At 55.5% G+C, this 17,309-nt stretch carries 13 protein-coding genes; 7 read left to right on the top strand and 6 right to left on the bottom strand.

Annotated elements, in window-relative coordinates; genetic code table 11:
* Positions 1 to 311 precede the first annotated feature (311 nt).
* The 3 genes from ACN0RL_RS15675 to ACN0RL_RS15665 form a co-directional block, all read right to left on the bottom strand.
* Positions 312 to 1,928, bottom strand: a complete 1,617-nt coding sequence (locus ACN0RL_RS15675; protein ID WP_417518455.1) for an acyl-CoA carboxylase subunit beta — start codon at positions 1,926 to 1,928, stop codon at positions 312 to 314.
* A 9-nt stretch (positions 1,929 to 1,937) separates the two neighbouring features.
* Positions 1,938 to 2,804, bottom strand: a complete 867-nt coding sequence (locus tag ACN0RL_RS15670; protein ID WP_417518453.1) for an SDR family oxidoreductase — start codon at positions 2,802 to 2,804, stop codon at positions 1,938 to 1,940.
* Positions 2,805 to 2,954: 150 nt separating this feature from the next.
* On the bottom strand, positions 2,955 to 4,751 hold the full coding sequence (locus tag ACN0RL_RS15665; RefSeq protein ID WP_417518451.1) for an acyclic terpene utilization AtuA family protein: 1,797 nt from the start codon (positions 4,749 to 4,751) through the stop codon (positions 2,955 to 2,957).
* A 153-nt stretch (positions 4,752 to 4,904) separates the two neighbouring features.
* On the opposite strand from ACN0RL_RS15665, the gene ACN0RL_RS15660 reads away from it, so the two are divergent.
* The 4 genes from ACN0RL_RS15660 (at position 4,905) to parE (ending at position 10,777) form a co-directional block, all read left to right on the top strand.
* The gene (locus tag ACN0RL_RS15660; RefSeq protein ID WP_417518449.1) at positions 4,905 to 5,525 is read left to right on the top strand and encodes a TetR/AcrR family transcriptional regulator; all 621 of its coding nucleotides are present in this window, start codon (positions 4,905 to 4,907) and stop codon (positions 5,523 to 5,525) included.
* A gap of 81 nt (positions 5,526 to 5,606) precedes the next feature.
* Positions 5,607 to 8,252: a S8 family serine peptidase gene (locus ACN0RL_RS15655; RefSeq protein WP_417518447.1), complete on the top strand. Its 2,646-nt coding sequence runs from the start codon at positions 5,607 to 5,609 to the stop codon at positions 8,250 to 8,252.
* Entirely contained in the window at positions 8,249 to 8,767 is a 519-nt protein-coding gene (locus ACN0RL_RS15650; RefSeq protein ID WP_417518445.1) for a protease complex subunit PrcB family protein, read from the top strand. Before ACN0RL_RS15655 ends, ACN0RL_RS15650 begins: the two co-directional genes overlap by 4 nt.
* 114 nt (positions 8,768 to 8,881) lie before the next feature.
* Positions 8,882 to 10,777 (top strand): DNA topoisomerase IV subunit B, encoded by a 1,896-nt coding sequence (parE, locus tag ACN0RL_RS15645; RefSeq protein ID WP_417518443.1) that lies wholly within the window; start codon positions 8,882 to 8,884, stop codon positions 10,775 to 10,777.
* Positions 10,778 to 10,832: 55 nt separating this feature from the next.
* On the opposite strand, the gene ACN0RL_RS15640 is transcribed toward parE, so the two are convergent.
* A complete protein-coding gene (locus ACN0RL_RS15640) occupies positions 10,833 to 12,128 on the bottom strand; it encodes an EAL domain-containing protein (protein ID WP_417518441.1) in 1,296 nt (431 codons plus the stop codon).
* Between the two features lie 537 nt (positions 12,129 to 12,665).
* On the opposite strand from ACN0RL_RS15640, the gene ACN0RL_RS15635 reads away from it, so the two are divergent.
* Positions 12,666 to 13,223 (top strand): cytochrome b, encoded by a 558-nt coding sequence (locus ACN0RL_RS15635; RefSeq protein ID WP_417518439.1) that lies wholly within the window; start codon positions 12,666 to 12,668, stop codon positions 13,221 to 13,223.
* A 61-nt stretch (positions 13,224 to 13,284) separates the two neighbouring features.
* On the top strand, positions 13,285 to 13,866 hold the full coding sequence (locus ACN0RL_RS15630) for a YceI family protein (protein WP_417518437.1): 582 nt from the start codon (positions 13,285 to 13,287) through the stop codon (positions 13,864 to 13,866).
* Between the two features lie 32 nt (positions 13,867 to 13,898).
* Here the strand turns inward: ACN0RL_RS15630 and ACN0RL_RS15625 are convergent, their stop codons facing one another.
* Together ACN0RL_RS15625 and ACN0RL_RS15620 are read right to left on the bottom strand one after the other, a co-directional pair.
* Complete coding sequence (locus ACN0RL_RS15625; protein WP_417518435.1) at positions 13,899 to 14,354, bottom strand: methyl-accepting chemotaxis protein; 456 nt, start codon at positions 14,352 to 14,354, stop codon at positions 13,899 to 13,901.
* A gap of 107 nt (positions 14,355 to 14,461) precedes the next feature.
* Positions 14,462 to 14,902, bottom strand: coding sequence for a hypothetical protein (locus ACN0RL_RS15620; RefSeq protein WP_417518433.1), 441 nt, complete (start codon positions 14,900 to 14,902; stop codon positions 14,462 to 14,464).
* Between the two features lie 97 nt (positions 14,903 to 14,999).
* Between ACN0RL_RS15620 and parC the strand changes: the two genes are divergently transcribed.
* The gene (gene parC, locus ACN0RL_RS15615; RefSeq protein ID WP_417518431.1) at positions 15,000 to 17,300 is read left to right on the top strand and encodes a DNA topoisomerase IV subunit A; all 2,301 of its coding nucleotides are present in this window, start codon (positions 15,000 to 15,002) and stop codon (positions 17,298 to 17,300) included.
* The last annotated feature ends 9 nt before the right edge of the window (positions 17,301 to 17,309 follow it).

Below are 17,309 nucleotides of genomic sequence, written 5' to 3'. Positions count from 1 at the left end.
ACGCCCAGCCCCACACTCGCTTATGTCTGGAACTTTTTGCTACCTGATAGCAGTTTGTGATCTCTGATATATCAGGCCGCTTACTGCATCGTTATCTTTAATTTCTGTCGTTGAAAATCATGTTCTGTAAAGGCGTTAACTCGTGGTTTCGCTGAACCGTCTGGGAGGGCGTGTCCAAAAATGTCGGAGGCCATGGATGGCCGGAGTCAAGCGCACACGGACGTGCTTGTAGCGGTTTTTGGACACGCCCTCCCAGACGGTGCCCCCACCCAAACAAGCAATCCACGAGGCGGGCCTCACTAAAGCCTCAATCAAAGGCGGGCCACGCCAAATGTATTAGGCCGCAACTGGCGGATCTCGGCTTCGCGGCACACGTCGAGTACTAGCGCCACAACTCTCCGGGTATCCCGTGGATCGATGAGCCCGTCGTCCCATAGCCGGGCTGTACCGAACAGCGCCGTGGAACCGTCTTCGAGTTTCTTGGCTGTGGCCTGCTCCAGAAACTCCAGAGTTTTCGGGTCAGGCTCTATGCCGCTGCGGCGCTGTTTGTCCTCCGCCACTATGCGCATCACCTTGCCTGCCTGGGCCGGGCCCATAACGGCTGTTCGGCTGTTGGGCCAGGCGAAGATGAATCTGGGGTCGAGACCGCGACCACACATGGCGTAGTTACCTGCACCATAGGAACCGCCGATCACGATTGCGACTTTTGGAACCCGACAGTTGGCAACAGCCTGAATCATTTTCGATCCGTGTTTGATGATGCCGTTCTGCTCGGAATGCGTGCCCACCATGAACCCCGTGGTGTTGTGCAGGAACAGCAGTGGTGTGCCAGCCTGGTCGCAGAGCTGGATAAACTGGGCGGCTTTTGCGCTCCCCGCCGGGGTGATCGGACCGTTGTTGCCTATGATGCCGACTGAGTGACCTTCAATGCGGATGGTGCCGCAGACGGTCTGGTCGTCGAACTCGTTCTTGAAGTCCATGAACTTCGAGCCGTCGGCAATGCGGGCAAGAATTTCGCGCACGTCGTAGGGTTTTTTGGAATCGGATGGGATGACGCCCAAGAGCTCTTCCGCCGGATAAAGGGGCTCGTCCCACTTCAGCTCGCGCTGCACTGGAAGTTGCTCGTTCCAGGGCAGGGCCTCCATGATGTTCCGGGCCTGGCGGATGCCGTCGGCGTCGTCTTCGGCCAGGTATTCGGCGGTGCCGGCAACCTGGGCGTGCATTTCTGCGCCGCCGAGTTCTTCGTCATCGGCTATCTCACCGGTTGCCGCCTTCAGCAATGGAGGACCAGCCAGGAACATTTTGGCCTGGCCACGGATAGCGATCACGTAGTCAGACAAGCCCGGCTGGTAGGCGCCGCCGGCGGTGGCGTTGCCGTGTACTACGGTAACTTGTGGTAGCCCGGCAGCGGACATGCGCGCCTGATTGGCGAAGCCTCTCGCGCCCTGCACAAAAATATCAGTGGCGTAGTTAAGGTTGGCGCCGCCGCTCTCCGACAGGGAGACAACCGGCAATTTATTTTCTTTGGCGATCTGCTGCAGACGCAAGGTTTTATCCAGACCCGCCGGCGTTATGGTGCCGCCTTTAATGGCGCTGTTGCTGGCCACAACCAGGCAACGAATACCGCTGACGGTGCCGATGCCAGCGATGATGTTGCCGCCCGCCATGCTGCCGTCTTTGTCATCGTGCATTTTGTAGCCGGCCAGTGAGCAGAGCTCCAGAAAAGGTGTGCCACGATCCAGCAGGCGGTTGATGCGATCCCGGGGAAGAAGTTTTTTGCGCTTGGTGAACTTTTCCCGAGCGGCTTCTGCCAGGTCGAGAACCTTTTGCTCCACATCCCGAAAGGTCTGGATGTGAGCGTTCATGGCCTCGGTGTTGCCACGGAACTCGTCGGATTGCGGATTAACGCTGGTATCCAGTGTTTGCATAACGATTCCTCAATCCTCGCTGAGCACTTTGGGTGTGACTGCCCGGTGAAAGCCATTGTAGGGCTGGTTATTCTTGGCCTTGGGAAACGGCCACACCCGGCCACCCTGTGAGGCAGCGCCATCAATACGGAGGCAGTCGCCATTTACAAAGGAGGCGCCCGGGCTCAGCAAGAAGCAGATAGCCGAACTCACTTCTGATTCCGTACCCATGCGCTTGATGGGTACGTTATCGCCCAGGCTGCGAATCCATTGCTTCATGTGTTCCGGGTAGTTGTCCATGCCGCTGGAGGCAATCCAGCCAGGCGCGACTGCATTGACGCGAACGCCCGATGTGCCCCATTCCACAGCGGCGGTCTGGGTGAAGTTCACCATGCCCGCTCTTGCGGCACCCGAGTGCCCCATGCCCGGCATACCGCCCCACATGTCCGCCACAATGTTTACGATGGCCCCGCCGGTTTTTGAAAGAGACTGGGTATAGGCTTCTCTCGCCATCAGAAAACCGCCGGTCAGGTTGGTGCGCACGACGGTTTCCCAACCTTTCTGATTGATGCCTGCCAGAGGGGAGGGGAACTGGCCACCGGCGTTATTGACCAGGCCATTCAGGCCGCCATGCTCTTCAATGATCGCCTTTACGGTGGCTTTTACAGACTCTTCTTCCCTGATGTCGCACACATGAGCCGAGACGATGCCCCCGTCCTCGAGAATTTCTGCTTTTACGGCTTCAACTTTTTCGGATTTACGGCCCACCAGCGCAACTCTGGCGCCGAGGGAGGCCAGTTCGTGTGCGGTACAGCGGCCGATACCGGAGCCGCCGCCGGTCACAATAAATGTCTTGCCCTTGAAAAGATCAGGGTGAAAAACAGATTGATAACTCATAACTCAAACACCTTTTCTAATGTTCGGACGCTCCGGCTGGCATTCCCTCCCGGGACTGTGAGCAGCATGGATGCTGCGATCAAGCCTACAGGGAGATATTCACGGCGTGTCCCGGGAGGGAATGCCAGCCAGAGTGCATGCTCCATAGGATCAAGAACGAACCAGCCCCGAAGGCACCGGCACCGGGAATTCCAGTAACTGCTGGGCAAACGCCTTGCCTTGCGGATCAATACGCAGGCTGGCAACGCCACCTCCGCCCAGGCTGTGTTCCAGCAGGAAGTTGAAAGCGTTAAACCCCGGCAGCGTCCAGCGTGTGACCTTGCCGGTTTCCGGGTTCAACGTATGGGCCATCCAGTCGGCAACCGCCTCTTCGGTCAGCGCGGCCGCAATAAACGGAACGAACTCCGGCTGGCGTGCGATAACACCAATGTTGCTGTGGTCACCCTTGTCACCACTGCGAGCCCAGGCCAGATCAATCAGGGGCACGGTGGTATCCGTAGCCGATGCGCATGTGATCGCGGGTTGATCCTTGACCTGGCCAGGATGGAAACCTCCTGCAGAATCTACTGCGACAAGAGTTGCTTCGCCGTTCAAATCAACAGTCACGGCAACCTCGCTCTTGGGCACCAGGCAGGAATAGAGTCGAATCTTGGGCCATACGGTTGGTCGGCCCCCCACAATGCCTGTAAGCCCGGGTGCCATGCCGGTAGCGGCTTGCGCGATCTCCCGGGAGAAGAGTACTAAAGCCGCTTTTTTGGTGTGTGCTGCGCTGATTTTGACAACAATTTCCCGGCTGCCCTGGCCGCGACCGTGCTTGCCATAGGTGGTCTCGGTGCCCAGCAGCTCAACGCTGGTTTCTGTGTAGTCGGGCAGGCCACGTTCCCGGAACAATCGGGATGTTTTGGTGAGAATGGCGTCGGCAACAGCCTGAGCCTTTTTCGAGGCATCTATGCCCGCAAGCAGGAAGGTTGCGGTGCACTTGAAACCGTCTGGCCAGGTGCCGGACACTTTGTAATTTTCGGTTGCCGGAAGGCCTCGTGCGCCTCGAACCGTTACACGGTCGGGCCCGCTTTCTTCCAGCGTTACGTCCGAAAAGTCGCAGGTTACATCGGGCAGGAAGTATGCGCGAGGATCGCCAATTTCGTAAACCAGCTGTTCGGCAACGGTGCCACGGCTCACCTTCCCACCGGTTCCTTCCGGCTTGGTAATAACAAAGTCACCATTTGCGCTCACCTCGGCAATGGGGAAGCCCATGTCAGCGAAGCCTTCGGCAATGTCTTTCCAATCTGTGAAGTTACCGCCCGTAGCCTGTGCGCCACACTCCAGAAGGTGGCCAGCAAGGCTTCCTTGAGACAGCTTGTCATAATCTGACCAGTCCCAGCCGAATTCGTGAACCAGAGGGGCGAGAATCAATGCGCTGTCTACCACTCGGCCGGTAAGAACAATGTCGGCGCCTTGATCCAGAGCAGCCGCCAGGCCAGGTGCGCCGAGATAGGCGTTCAGGCTTACCATCATGGCCGGCATAGGCTCGCCAGTGGCCATTTCGGTGATGCCAGCCTTGCTCAGTTTCTGTTTTTTAGGCAACAGGTCATCCCCGATTACCAGCGCAATTTTCATGTCTACGCCAGCTTTTTCGCAGAGCGCCTGCAGTGCATCACGGCAGGCCACAGGGTTCACGCCGCCAGCATTGGTCAACACGCGAATCCCTTTTGCTTTGATGTCGGCGAGCAGCGGCCCCATAACGGTTTCGACGAAATCCCTAGCGTAGCCCTGGCCAGGATCTTTCATCTTCTGTCCGGCCATGATCGACATAGTGACTTCCGCCAGATAGTCGGCAACCAGATAGTCGATTTCGCCTTTGTGAACCAGCTGCGCGGCGGCCGTTTCAGTGTCGCCCCAGAATGCAGAGGAACAACCTATGCGGACAGTTTTCGGGGAATCAGCCATGTTTGAGCATCCTGTTGTATTGGCGCTTGCTCCACAGTTGGGTGCAGGCCAATGATTGAGCCATGAATCAAACCATACCAAGCAAGCGCTTGGTTTGTAAACAGGTAAATATCAGGTAGAATGTCGACTCTTTTAAAGCCGCTGGATCTACCCGTGAATCAAGACAAAATTCTTCAGTCACTCATTGCCGACAATCTGGTTTCTGATCCGGAAAGTGCCCGCGGGCGTTTGCTTCGCGAAGCGGCGCGGTTGTTCCGCGATAAAGGTTATGAGCGCACAACTGTCCGGGATCTGGCGGCGGCTGTGGGTATTCAGTCCGGCAGCCTCTTTCATCACTTTCGTACCAAAGAAGAGATCCTCAAAGCGGTCATGGTTGAAACCATCAGGCTCAACACGGCTGTCATGCAGGCCGCCATGGAGGCAGCTGACTCCAATCGCGAGAAACTGAGGGCGCTGGTCAGTGCTGAGCTGGAATCAATTAATGGCCAGACCGGGGAGGCTATGGCGGTTCTGGTATTCGAGTGGCGTAGCCTTTCTGAAGCTTCCCGGGCGGAGGTGTTGAAGCTTCGTGATATTTATGAAGCCTTGTGGCTGGATGTGCTCAGCGCTCTGAAAGAGGAGGGCGCTCTGGTTGCCGATCCGTTTGTGGTGCGCCGTATGCTGACGGGTGCCTTGAGCTGGACCGTAACCTGGTATCGGCCAGAGCGCGGTGGCCTTACCCGGGAAGGGCTGACTGATCAGGTGGTCGCAATGCTTGGCTTGAACCAGTCTTGAGAGGTTATGGGAAAACCTGCTCCGAATCCGCACTATAATGAATGGCTGTAATTCAACGAATGACGGTTTGGAGCAGGTTTCATGGTGTACAGACGCGGTTTGATAACTGGCGCGATGATGCTCCCTCTTCTGGTTGGCGGCTGCGGTGGATCATCCTCGGGCGACGACGGGGATGGTGGGGTTGGTATTCTGCCCCCAGAGGTTATCGCCGGCTCTATTGGCATTGAGGCCAATACCCGGGTTGATGGTGATACGGCCGACCGCCTTGTTTTGAGCAGGAGTCCGCTGACGGAGCCGCAACTGTTACCGGCCTCCTTTGTTCTGGCCGGCTATGTTTGCTATGAAGAAGACACCCGTGGCACCAGCGATCCTTTTGATGATTTTCCCGAAGATCCGGAAGATGTCTTTCGGGTTCCGCTTGTGCCTGGCGAAACTGTATCTCTCAGCACTTTTCTCGATGATGCAGACGGGCCGCCGATAACGCTGAAGCTGCGGCGCCTGGATGAAACAGATGTAGAATCACAGATCACCGATCCGGCTAGCCAGGTATTTTCGGCCCGCGTGAGTCTGCCTCCGACGGAGGCTCCGGGTGACTATCTGGTTGTGGTTGCAGCCGCTCCGTCAGATCCACGGCCAGCACGTTATGTACTTGCAAAAACCACGGGCGCGCAGTCGTTAGCCTTGAACCTGGACTGGCCAGAGCATGCTTTTGTTCCGGGTCGTGCCATAGTGGCCATGAAGGATTCGGCGGGCCAGCGGATAACTGCGACCAGCCAGCCAGGTGGGCAGGTTATCCGGGCGCTGGACGAGAAGCATTGGTTAATGGCTATGCCGGCCACACGAATGTCAAAACTGTCCACCAATGGGCAGGACACTCTGGACTGGATTGGCACGCTGAGGCAGCAATCCGGCATCGCAAATGCGGTGCCTGATTATATTATGTCAGCGCAGGGGCCGCTCGATGAACCCTTGTATCCAAAGCAGTGGCATTACGATCTGATCAATATGCCGGCTGCCTGGCAGCTGGTTTCAGACGGGGGAGTCGGCGTCATAGTAGCTGTGCTGGATACCGGGCTGTTCAGGGACAGCTTGGGCTGGCATCCGGATCTGGCGGCAAATGTTGTCAGCCCCATCCCTCCCGGCGCCGATTTCGTCTCCGCAGAGTTTGACAATGACGTCCCCCCGGGCCGGGACAGCGATCCACGGGACCCAGGAAATGCGACGGGCAACAATGTGTTTCACGGGACCCATGTCGCCGGCACCGTTGCTGCCAGTGCCACAAATCAGCTAGGCGGAACGGGCGTTGCTTTTGGCAGTAAGCTGCTGCCCGTCCGGGTGCTTGGGGAGGGTGGTATCGGATCATCCGCTGACCTGATCGATGCTATCCGATGGGTAGGTGGTGCCGTTCCGGTCAAGGCCGATGTGATCAATCTTAGCCTGGGTGGCTTGCCCGAAATTCCGGCTTTACAGAGCGCTATTACCGAGGCAGTCAACAATGGTGTGCTTGTTGTGGGTGCGGCAGGCAACCAGTCCAGCTCCCTGCCTGCATATCCGGCCGCCGCCCGGGGCGTGTTTTCTGTCAGCGCGGTGGATGGCGGTGGCAGTCTTGCAAGCTATTCCAACTTTGGCCCCTGGATTGACCTTGCGGCTCCGGGTGGCGACATCCGCAGGGATGCAAACCTCGATGGTCTGGCGGATCTTGTGATCAGCGCCAGTGGAAGTCCAAGCGTCAGCGGGTTTGAGCCGGATTATGCAGGGTTGCAGGGTACTTCGATGGCAGCTCCTCACGTGGCGGGTGTGTTCGCGTTAATGAAAAGCGTTCGGCCAGACCTGGACACCGACACGTTAGTTACCTGGCTCGCTGACGGGCGACTTACCACCCATTCTTCCAGTGGTCGTTCAGATACTCTGGGTTATGGGGTAATTGATGCAGCCAAGGCGGTACTGACTGCCGTCGATAATCCTTCCGTAACGATTTTGTCGGCATCGCCGACCACCGTCAGCCTGTCTTCCGAGACAAATCCATCCCAGAATGTTGAATTTCAGGTTCTGGGTGACCAGGGCAACAGCCCAATTATCAATCCAGAGGTCGTGAGCCCGGATTGGCTCAATGTGACTCTATTAACCTCGCAGCCGTTTTCACTGACTGTTACGCTGAACGATCAGTTGCCATCGGGCGGTCCTGTGCGCACCACGCTTCAGGTGAACTACACCACTGACAGCGCGAGAGTGCTTGAGATTCCTGTGGTTGCCGAGCTTGTGACAGATGAAAATGCGCGGGATGCCGGCCGGCATTTTGTGCTTCTGGTCGATACCGAACCGAATGCACAGGGGCAACTGGAGGCTGTGGCTCAGGACTCTATGGTCGCAGTGAATGGAACCTACCAGTTCAGCTTTCCTCTGGCTGATGAGCAAAGCTCAATTTTTGCCGGTGCACCTCCAGGTGATTACTATCTTGTCGCGGGTACGGATCTGGACAATGACGGAATCATTTGTCAGGCGGGTGAGGCTTGTGCGGAGTACCCGGTGACAGGCTTGCGGGAGGTGATTACGATAGATGAGAACACGGACCTGACGGATATCCGTATGACTACAAGCTACTCTCGCCCCACAATATCAGCAGCAACACCTGATGTTCTGCCTCGCCCGGGGTTCAGAGGTTATAAGCTGAAAGCGCAACGGCCGACAGGTTCGGTAGCACCTAAAACAATCGGAGCAGTACGTTGATCGCAGTAATCAGAAAGATAAGGGAAGGTTTGCTTCCGGTTTTGTTGTTGGCAGGCAGTGGCTTGCTGATTGGCTGTGCAGCGTCAGATAAAGCAGAAAACAAGCCCGATGCGCTCTTGGCTCGCCAGGTGATTCAATCTGCACATTGCGGGCTGACAGGCCCCGGGCTGGCGTATGTCCAGACATCGGAACGGTTACAGCAACTGTTGGAATTACCTGCCCAGAATATGGCCGTTCAACAGTTGCGGCAGGTGGATCTGGAGAAGGAGCATTTGCTCTTTGTGACTCTGGGGCAAAAACCAACGGGTGGTTACAGTGTCAGCCTGGCCTCGGCTAAGATGGAGCGCGGCGACAACATGTTGCAACTCTCCATGGTTGTTCGTGCGCCTGCGCCCGGCACTATGGTTACACAGGTAATCACTTCACCCTGTGCAGTGGTTGCGATTCCGGCTGTTGGCTGGTCAGAAATACGGGTCTCAGGGGTCCGGGACGCGGATCTGCTTGTAAAGTTTTAGTTATCTCTCCGTTCACAGGCTAATCATACAAACAACAATCAGCCGTTGATCTTTGGCGGCGAATCCCTAAGCTATGGGAACGAATTTTTCTTCCTGCGGAGTCACTTCCAGTTTATGAGCGAGCAACAATACAACGCCGATGCGATTGAAGTACTGAGCGGCCTGGATCCGGTGCGTAAGCGCCCGGGTATGTACACAGATACCAGCCGTCCGAACCATCTGGCCCAGGAAGTGATCGATAACAGTGTGGATGAAGCCCTCGCTGGACATGCCCGCCGTATTGATGTGGTGCTTTACGCAGATGGATCGCTGAGCGTTGAAGATGATGGCCGGGGTATGCCGGTCGACCTGCATAAAGAGGAAGGTCTACCCGGCGTTGAGCTGATCCTGACGCGGCTGCATGCCGGCGGAAAGTTTTCTCAGGCCAATTACAACTTTTCAGGTGGCTTGCACGGCGTTGGCGTTTCCGTCGTGAACGCGCTGTCTACACACCTCGAAGTAACCATAAAGCGTAATGGTGAACTCCATCGTATGACGTTTGCGAATGGAGACAAGGCCTCTGAGCTGGAAGTTGTTGATACTGTTGGTAAGCGCAACACCGGTACTCGCATCAAGTTCACACCGGATGAGAAATACTTCGACAGTCCTAATTTTTCCGTTAGCCGCCTGCGCCACAACCTTCGCGCAAAAGCAGTGCTTTGCCCGGGTTTGACGGTGACCTTTGTGCAGGAAAAAACCGGTGAAAAAGATGAGTGGTTTTATGAAGAAGGCCTCCGGGATTATCTGCGCTCCGCACTGACAGATCTTGAAGTCGTTCCTCTGGAGCCGTTCACGGGTAGTTTTTCCGGCAACAAAGAAGCGGTCGACTGGGCAATTCAGTGGCTTCCGGAAGGCGGTGAGGCGCTTATGGAAAGCTACGTCAACCTGATTCCCACCGTTCAGGGTGGCACCCACGTAAACGGTTTGCGGACAGGTCTTCTGGAGGCTATGCGCGAGTTCTGCGAGTTCCGCAATTTGTTGCCACGAGGCGTGAAGCTCTCGCCAGAAGACATCTGGGAGAAGGCGGCTTATGTGCTTTCATTCAAGATGCAGGAGCCGCAGTTTTCAGGGCAGACAAAAGAGCGTTTGTCGTCGCGGGAAGCCGCAGGGTTTATTTCGGGTGTGGTCAAGGATGCCTTCAGTTTATGGCTGAACCAGCACACCGATGTGGCCGAAGTGCTGGCGGAGCTGTTCATCAGCAATGCCCAGCGCAGGCTTAAGGCCAGCAAAAAAGTGGCACGAAAAAGGGTGACATCCGGCCCGGCCTTGCCGGGCAAGCTTGCCGACTGCTCCGGTGGCGACACCGCCCGCTCGGAGCTGTTTCTGGTAGAGGGTGACTCTGCTGGCGGCTCCGCCAAACAGGCGCGTGATCGCGAGTTCCAGGCGGTCATGCCGTTGCGCGGAAAGATCCTGAACACCTGGGAAGTGGATTCCAGTGAGATTCTGGCGTCCCAGGAAATCCACGATATCGCCGTAGCCATTGGTGTCGATCCCAACTCCGATCAGCTTGACGGCCTGCGTTACAACAAGATTTGCATCCTCGCCGACGCGGATTCTGATGGTCTGCACATTGCGACGCTGTTGTGCGCTCTGTTCCTCAAACATTTCAGGCCGGTTGTTGCTGCGGGCCACGTGTTTGTTGCCATGCCACCGCTTTACCGGGTGGATCTGGGCAAGGAAACGTTTTATGCCCTGGACGAACATGAAAAGCAGGGAATTATCGACCGCATTGAAGCTGAAAAGCGCAAGGGCAAGATTTCGGTGACCCGCTTCAAGGGGTTGGGTGAAATGAACCCGTTGCAGCTACGGGAGACCACCATGGCGCCGGATACCCGTCGTCTGGTAATGCTGACCATCGAAGAAGATGATGATACCGATAGCCGGATGGACATGCTTCTTGGCAAGAAGCGCGCGTCTGACCGCAGGGCGTGGCTCGAGGCCTATGGCAACATGGCAGATATAGCTGTTTGATTGTGCCGGGGCATTGCGCTCACGGTGTACTTCTCAATGCCCGTGGCTTACGGAATCAGTCCGGATTAACCGAAGTTGCAGGCGGATTGGCCAGAATGTCGCAGCACAGAACTCGCAGCTCGCTTCCGTAGGTAAAACAGAGTGACAGGGTGACGCACATGTAGGCGCCGGTTACGCAAAGATAGGGTGCTGTAACGTGCAGGTTGCCGGGGTGGGCCAATGCCTGCCTTAAATACTGTTGGCGGTACCAGTCGGCCTTGCTGGTGCTCTCAAGCGGCTTGAAGCGCGGGTCGAGGCTTCGGGTCCCGGTGTCTGATATCAATGTGTCCTCAATCTGAACACCTTTGTCGTCCGCCAGATAGCAGCGTGAAACCGTGGGGTGGTTCAGCAGGGTGCTGCAGGCCCGGGCCATGGTGGCGCCGGATTGGAGTTGCTCGGTTGCCAAATGAAAATCCCGCTGAAAGAAATCCACCAACTGGCGGGTCGGGTCCCGGGTTATCTGGTGACAGGCTTTGTATTCTCGCAGCAGCCGGTCGAAGTCTGTTGGTGCGTTGCAGAGCGTTGTCAGGTCCGTGCTGGGTCGGCAAAAGTAGAATCCCTGAACAAAATCCACACCGGCGTCGATGGCAATCATGGCCTGATCACTGGTTTCGACACCCTCCAGCAAAACCAGACACCCCGATTGATGCAGCAGCGATACGATACCGTTCAGAATCTGTCGTGCCTTATGGTCTTCTGTCGCCCGCGTTAAGAGTTTTCGGTCCAGCTTCACTATGTCCGGAGACAGGTTCCATATTCGCTCAAAGTTGGAGTGTCCGGCGCCAAAGTCATCTATGGCTGTCAGACATCCCAGCTGCCTGTAGTAGGCGACGGTTTCACGCAGGCGCTCGGCGTCATCCGTTGGTTGCTCGACGATCTCGATAACGATCCGATGTGGCGGGAGCCTGGTTTTTTCAAGTAGTTCGCCGAAAAACGAATCTGTCTGGCTGCCGTTGGTCACAACCCGGGGGGAAACATTCAGAAACAGCCAGTTAAGCTGATCCTCCGCGGCGCTGTAGTTCTGGATGTGAAGATATCGGCACAGTCGATCCAGGAGGAGGGCTTCAGCATGTGAAGTCGGCACCTCGAAAAGATGTATCGGCAGAACATTGGCGTTATCCGGGTCCAGAGCCCGAATCAGGGCTTCGTAGCCCACGGTCCGTTTGTGGGAAATGCTGTAGATAGGTTGGAGAGCCGTGCTCAGGATCAGGCCGCGAAAGTCTGCCGTCCAGATATTGCCGTTTCTGTGTAACATCGGCGACAGCACATCAAGTTCGGGGGCTGTCAGATTTTCCGGAAGGGACTGCTGCATAGTGAGTTTTAGGTCTTTGAGCGAATGCATCAGGCGCTATGAATGCCAAACCCCTGAATGGTCACTGGTCAGTCACTGGAAAAACCGGAAAAAACCTGAGTAAACTGATAGTTGGCAGAAAGATTGCCAAAAACGGGAGAGTATTGCCACTGTTTCCTAAAGAAACTGAAAGTGATTTGCAACTTTTCGTCGTAAGTGTGGGTCGCAGAAGAAAGGACGGCCCCGAACAGGGGCCACGAAAAATTAGTTATTGCTGGGGATTGCAACGGATTCGTCGAATTCAAGTTCCATGTCTTGTCCTCTCGTTCAATGAGGCCCCCGACGGGGCAATTAAGCATGAACAAAGTTTATCGTGCCTATGGTTTTTAACAATCCGTAGAACCCGTATGAGACCAAAGGCACATAGTTGTCGTGCCCTGGATACTTGATCAGAATTTCTGATGATAGACGGCAAAACATTCCGATTTCCTTTGGGAATGCGGCTTCCTATACTTGGCGTCATGAGTTGCAGACAAGGAAACAGAGGCGTCAGTCACTATGCAATTAAGTAATACATCCGTCAGTTATGGTTGGCTGACTATCGTTATTCACTGGGTTGTTGCTGCGACCGTGTTCGGGACCTTCGCTTTGGGGTTCTGGATGGTTGACTTATCATATTACGACGACTGGTATCGTCGCGGTCCGGATATTCACCGAAGTGTCGGTGTCTTGTTGTTTGGCCTGATGGTGTTCCGGCTGGTTTGGCGTTTATTCGCTAAATCGCCTGATCCGCTGTCAGGGCATAAACGCTGGGAGAAAATCAGCGCCCGGGCAGCACATGGTCTTTTATATGTCCTGATTTTTGTAGTGACAGTAAGCGGATTTCTGATTTCAACAGCAGACGGCTCTTCTGTGAGTGTGTTTGGCTGGTTTGAAGTGCCCTCAGTGACCGGGCAGATAAAGGGTCTTGAGGATACGGCAGGGCTGGTGCATTACTGGAGCACATGGGCAGTAATTGTTCTTGCCCTGATTCACGCCGCCGGGGCACTGAAACATCACCTGATAGACCGGGATGCAACACTGCGTCGGATGCTGGTTCCGGGGCAGGGTGATTAATGACTTTCGTAACGTCGCTCTGGCACAGAGCGTTTCGAATTTTTCGTCAAAGGAGAGAATTATGAAAAAACTACTGATTGCAGCTTCGGTTTCGCTGGCCATGGTCGGCAGTGTTCAGGCTGACGAACACACTGGCACCTATGCTTTTGATGTCAAAGGCGCGCACCAGTTTATCACTTTCAAGATCTCTCATCTGGGATACAGCTGGCTCTACGGCCGATTCAATGATTTTGATGGGCAGTTTACTTACGATGCTGCCAACCCGGAAAACAGTTCAGTCAACGTGACGATTGATACTTCCAGTGTGGATTCGAACCATGCTGAGCGCGACAAACACTTGCGAGGCGAAGATTTCCTGTATGTGAGTGAGTATCCGGAAGCCAGCTTCAAGAGCAAGCGTGTAGTCGTTGATGAAGACGGCGAGGCGGACATAGTTGGTGACCTCACTCTGCGTGGCGTAACCCGTGAAGTAACCCTGGATGTCGAGATGCTGGGCCACGGCAAGGACCCCTGGGGCGGCTATCGTATGGGTTTTGAGGCAGACACCGAGTTACGTCTTGAAGACTTCGGCATTCCGACGAACCTTGGAAAGGCATCCGAGACTGTCGAGATTATTATCTCTGTTGAGGGTATTCGCCAGTAAATCCGGGCGCCTGGTGTTAACAGATTCCGGGGTTATACCCGGAATCTGCCTGTCTGTTTTTCCAGTTCCCGCGCATATCCGTCAAGGGACTGGCTGATACCGTCAATTTCTTCCGACCTGGTCGCGCTTTCAGCTGCCAGGTCGTTAATTTCGGTGATGCTGCGATTAATCTCATCCACAACCTGAGTTTGCTGCTCCGTGGCGGAAGCAACGCTGGTGTTCATGTCGGTAATTCTGGTCATGGCGTCGAGGATGGCGTTCAGCTCCTGTTCGGCTTCCGTTGACAGCTTTACGGTCGCGGACGCTTCCTGGCTTCCGGTTTCCATCACAGAAACAATGTCTGCAACACCGGTTTGCAGCGTTTCGATCATGGCCTGAATATCCTCTGTCGACTGCTGTGTGCGCTTGGCCAGAGTTCTTACTTCGTCGGCTACTACATCAAACCCGCGAGCGACGTTTGCTACCCCTGTTCCTGATAGCTGTTCCATTGTTTTTTTCGAAGGGATCCTAAGCCTGTCCGGTGTTTTCTTCAAAATCAGAAAGAAAGCGGGAGCCGGCTGTATGGAATATATTGCTGAGCGGTTATCCGTGATGTTCAGGCGTCGGTGTGCAGTCTTTGATGTGTTGCGCTGGCTGTTTTCCGGGTGTCACAGGCGCGGCATAGATGCCGCTGACGCCAGAATTGCGCGCCAAATATAACCAGCCCGATCAGAAGACCTGCCCAGAGATAGGGCGCAGGGACCTGAAAGCTGCCGCTGATTGCGAATTCCACAAGAAGCATCAGGGCGACCGCCAGTGCCGCGTTCACTGTTGCCGTAATCATGGCTTGCCCGCAGGCTTTCATATTGGGTTTCATAGTATTCCGCTTGTGTGGAGGGAAAACTGCCTTGTATTCGATAACGAGAATGAGCATACGGTGCACGTTACCGACTCTCCATGCGGGAATTCCGCTATTGGAATTGAGACGTCTTGGCACCGATGAAGCGTTCAGACCAATAAATACGCAGGTTGTTGGTGTATCAGCGCTGTGCTTCATATAATGTGCCACTGCACTGCCCCGTGATTATTCCGGGCGCACAAGGTAGCATCACGAACTTCTTCAAAATCAGGCAATACAGGCAAAAGAGGCATCCATGCCAGAGTTTCAGACGACGGATGAAGGCTTTGAGCGGGTTTCACTCAGGGACTACACGGAAAAAGCGTATCTCGATTACTCCATGTACGTCATTCTTGACCGGGCACTCCCCAATGTCGGGGACGGGCTGAAGCCGGTTCAGCGGCGCATTATCTATGCCATGTCAGAGCTGGGCCTCAAGTCCACGTCCAAATACAAGAAATCTGCCCGTACCGTGGGCGATGTCCTCGGTAAGTTCCACCCGCACGGGGACAGCGCATGCTATGAAGCCATGGTGCTCATGGCTCAGCCGTTTTCTTACCGCTACCCGCTCGTGGACGGGCAGGGCAACTGGGGTGCGCCGGACGATCCTAAATCGTTTGCGGCTATGCGGTATACGGAATCCCGGCTGGCGCGCTTTGCTGATGTGTTGCTCTCGGAGCTTGGTCAGGGAACGGTGGACTGGACGCCCAACTTTGACGGCACCATGGATGAGCCTGCAGTATTGCCGGCACGGTTGCCCCATGTGCTGCTCAACGGCACAACCGGCATTGCGGTGGGTATGGCTACGGACATCCCGCCCCATAACGTGAGGGAAGTAACCGCAGCCTGTATCCGTTTGCTCGACGATCCGGATGCGACAGTTGATCAGCTTTGCGAACACGTGAAAGGGCCGGATTTCCCGACCTACGCTGAAATTATCACGCCCCGTAAGGATTTACGCCAGATGTATGAGACCGGGCGGGGCTCGCTGCGTATGCGAGCACGCTGGGTGCGTGATACGGGTGAAATTGTGGTGACAGATCTGCCACATCAGGTCTCTGGTAACCGTGTACTGGAGCAGATTGCGCACCAGATGCAAACCAAAAAGCTGCCTATGGTGGCGGACCTCCGTGACGAGTCCGATCATGAGAATCCTACCCGGCTTGTCATTGTGCCGCGCTCCAATCGTGTAGATCTCGACGGGCTGATGGCGCACTTGTTTGCCAGCACAGATCTCGAGAAGACCTACCGGGTTAACATCAACGTCATTGGTAACGATGGTCGTCCCGGCGTGAAAGGTCTGCGCCAGATGCTGACAGAATGGCTGACGTTCCGGCGCACCACGGTCACCCGCCGTTTGCAGCACAGGCTTGATAAGGTGCTGGCGCGCCTGCACATCCTTGAAGGCCTGTTGATTGCCTACCTGAATATTGATGAAGTTATCCATATTATCCGCACGGAAGATAAACCCAAGGCGGTTTTTATGGAGCGCTTCGGATTATCTGCGGATCAAGCCGAATCCATTCTTGAGCTGAAATTGCGGCACCTGGCCAAGCTTGAGGAAATGAAAATTCGCGGCGAGCAGGATGAGTTGGCCGCAGAGCGGGACGAACTTCAGACCATTCTCGGTTCTGAAGATCGTTTACGCGAACTGATCAAGAGTGAGCTGCAGGCCGATGCGGAAACTTACGGCGACGAGCGTCGCTCTCCGATTGTTGAGCGTGAGGAAGCACGTGCGTTCAGTGAGAACGATCTGGTATCCAATGATCCCGTTACCGTGGTTCTTTCTGACAAAGGCTGGGTTCGCGCCGCCAAGGGCCACGATATTGATCCGGACGGGCTCAGTTACAAGTCCGGCGACCGTTTTGCTTTGGCTGCCCGGGGTCGTAACAATCAACAAACAATCTTTCTCGATTCCACCGGCAGGGCGTATTCACTGATGGCCCACAGCCTGCCTTCGGCGAGGGGGCAGGGAGAGCCACTGACCGGAAGGATCAACCCTCCCTCAGGTGCAAGTTTCTCTGGCCTGCTGATGGGCGATCCTGCCCGCAAGACGCTGTTGGTTACGGACGGCGGTTACGGATTTGTGACCTCGCTGGAGGATATGATCAGCAAAAACCGCAACGGCAAGGCCGTGGTCAGCGTGCCGAAAGGTTCGAAAATCATGCCGCCGGTGATTATCCCTGTTACGGAGAACGTCCTGTATCTGGGGGCAATATCCAACGAAGGCAGGATGCTTGTTTTCCCGCTCAGCGAACTGCCGGAATTGAGCAAGGGCAAGGGCAACAAGATTATCAGTATCCCTTCCGCCCGGGTGCAGAACCGTGAAGAGTATGTGGTAGCCGTGGCAGTATTCGCAAAGGATGACCAGTTAGAGATACGTGCAGGCAAGCGCAAGATGGGTCTGCAGTTCAGTGATCTTGAACATTATCTGGGCGAGCGTGGCCGGCGCGGGCACAAGCTTCCGCGAGGGCTGCAGCGTGTGGATTCCATAGATGTTATTCCCTCTGCTGCAAGAGCAAAGGAAGAGGAGGGTTCTGATAATGGAGAGGCCTGATGATGGAGA

The organism is Marinobacter sp., from assembly GCF_048259445.1.
GTDB lineage: Bacteria > Pseudomonadota > Gammaproteobacteria > Pseudomonadales > Oleiphilaceae > Marinobacter.
This window is presented reverse-complemented; position numbering and strand designations above follow the sequence as displayed.

Excerpts from the sequence above, each read along its gene's own strand:
- ACN0RL_RS15675 (WP_417518455.1), bottom strand. The coding sequence starts at position 1,928 with ATGCAAACACTGGATACCAGCGTTAATCCGCAATCCGACGAGTTCCGT.
- ACN0RL_RS15670 (WP_417518453.1), bottom strand. The coding sequence starts at position 2,804 with ATGAGTTATCAATCTGTTTTTCACCCTGATCTTTTCAAGGGCAAGACA.
- ACN0RL_RS15665 (WP_417518451.1), bottom strand. The coding sequence starts at position 4,751 with ATGGCTGATTCCCCGAAAACTGTCCGCATAGGTTGTTCCTCTGCATTC.
- ACN0RL_RS15655 (WP_417518447.1), top strand. The coding sequence starts at position 5,607 with ATGGTGTACAGACGCGGTTTGATAACTGGCGCGATGATGCTCCCTCTT.
- parE (WP_417518443.1), top strand. The coding sequence starts at position 8,882 with ATGAGCGAGCAACAATACAACGCCGATGCGATTGAAGTACTGAGCGGC.
- ACN0RL_RS15640 (WP_417518441.1), bottom strand. The coding sequence starts at position 12,128 with ATGCAGCAGTCCCTTCCGGAAAATCTGACAGCCCCCGAACTTGATGTG.
- ACN0RL_RS15635 (WP_417518439.1), top strand. The coding sequence starts at position 12,666 with ATGCAATTAAGTAATACATCCGTCAGTTATGGTTGGCTGACTATCGTT.
- ACN0RL_RS15630 (WP_417518437.1), top strand. The coding sequence starts at position 13,285 with ATGAAAAAACTACTGATTGCAGCTTCGGTTTCGCTGGCCATGGTCGGC.
- ACN0RL_RS15625 (WP_417518435.1), bottom strand. The coding sequence starts at position 14,354 with ATGGAACAGCTATCAGGAACAGGGGTAGCAAACGTCGCTCGCGGGTTT.
- ACN0RL_RS15620 (WP_417518433.1), bottom strand. The coding sequence starts at position 14,902 with ATGAAGCACAGCGCTGATACACCAACAACCTGCGTATTTATTGGTCTG.
- parC (WP_417518431.1), top strand. The coding sequence starts at position 15,000 with ATGCCAGAGTTTCAGACGACGGATGAAGGCTTTGAGCGGGTTTCACTC.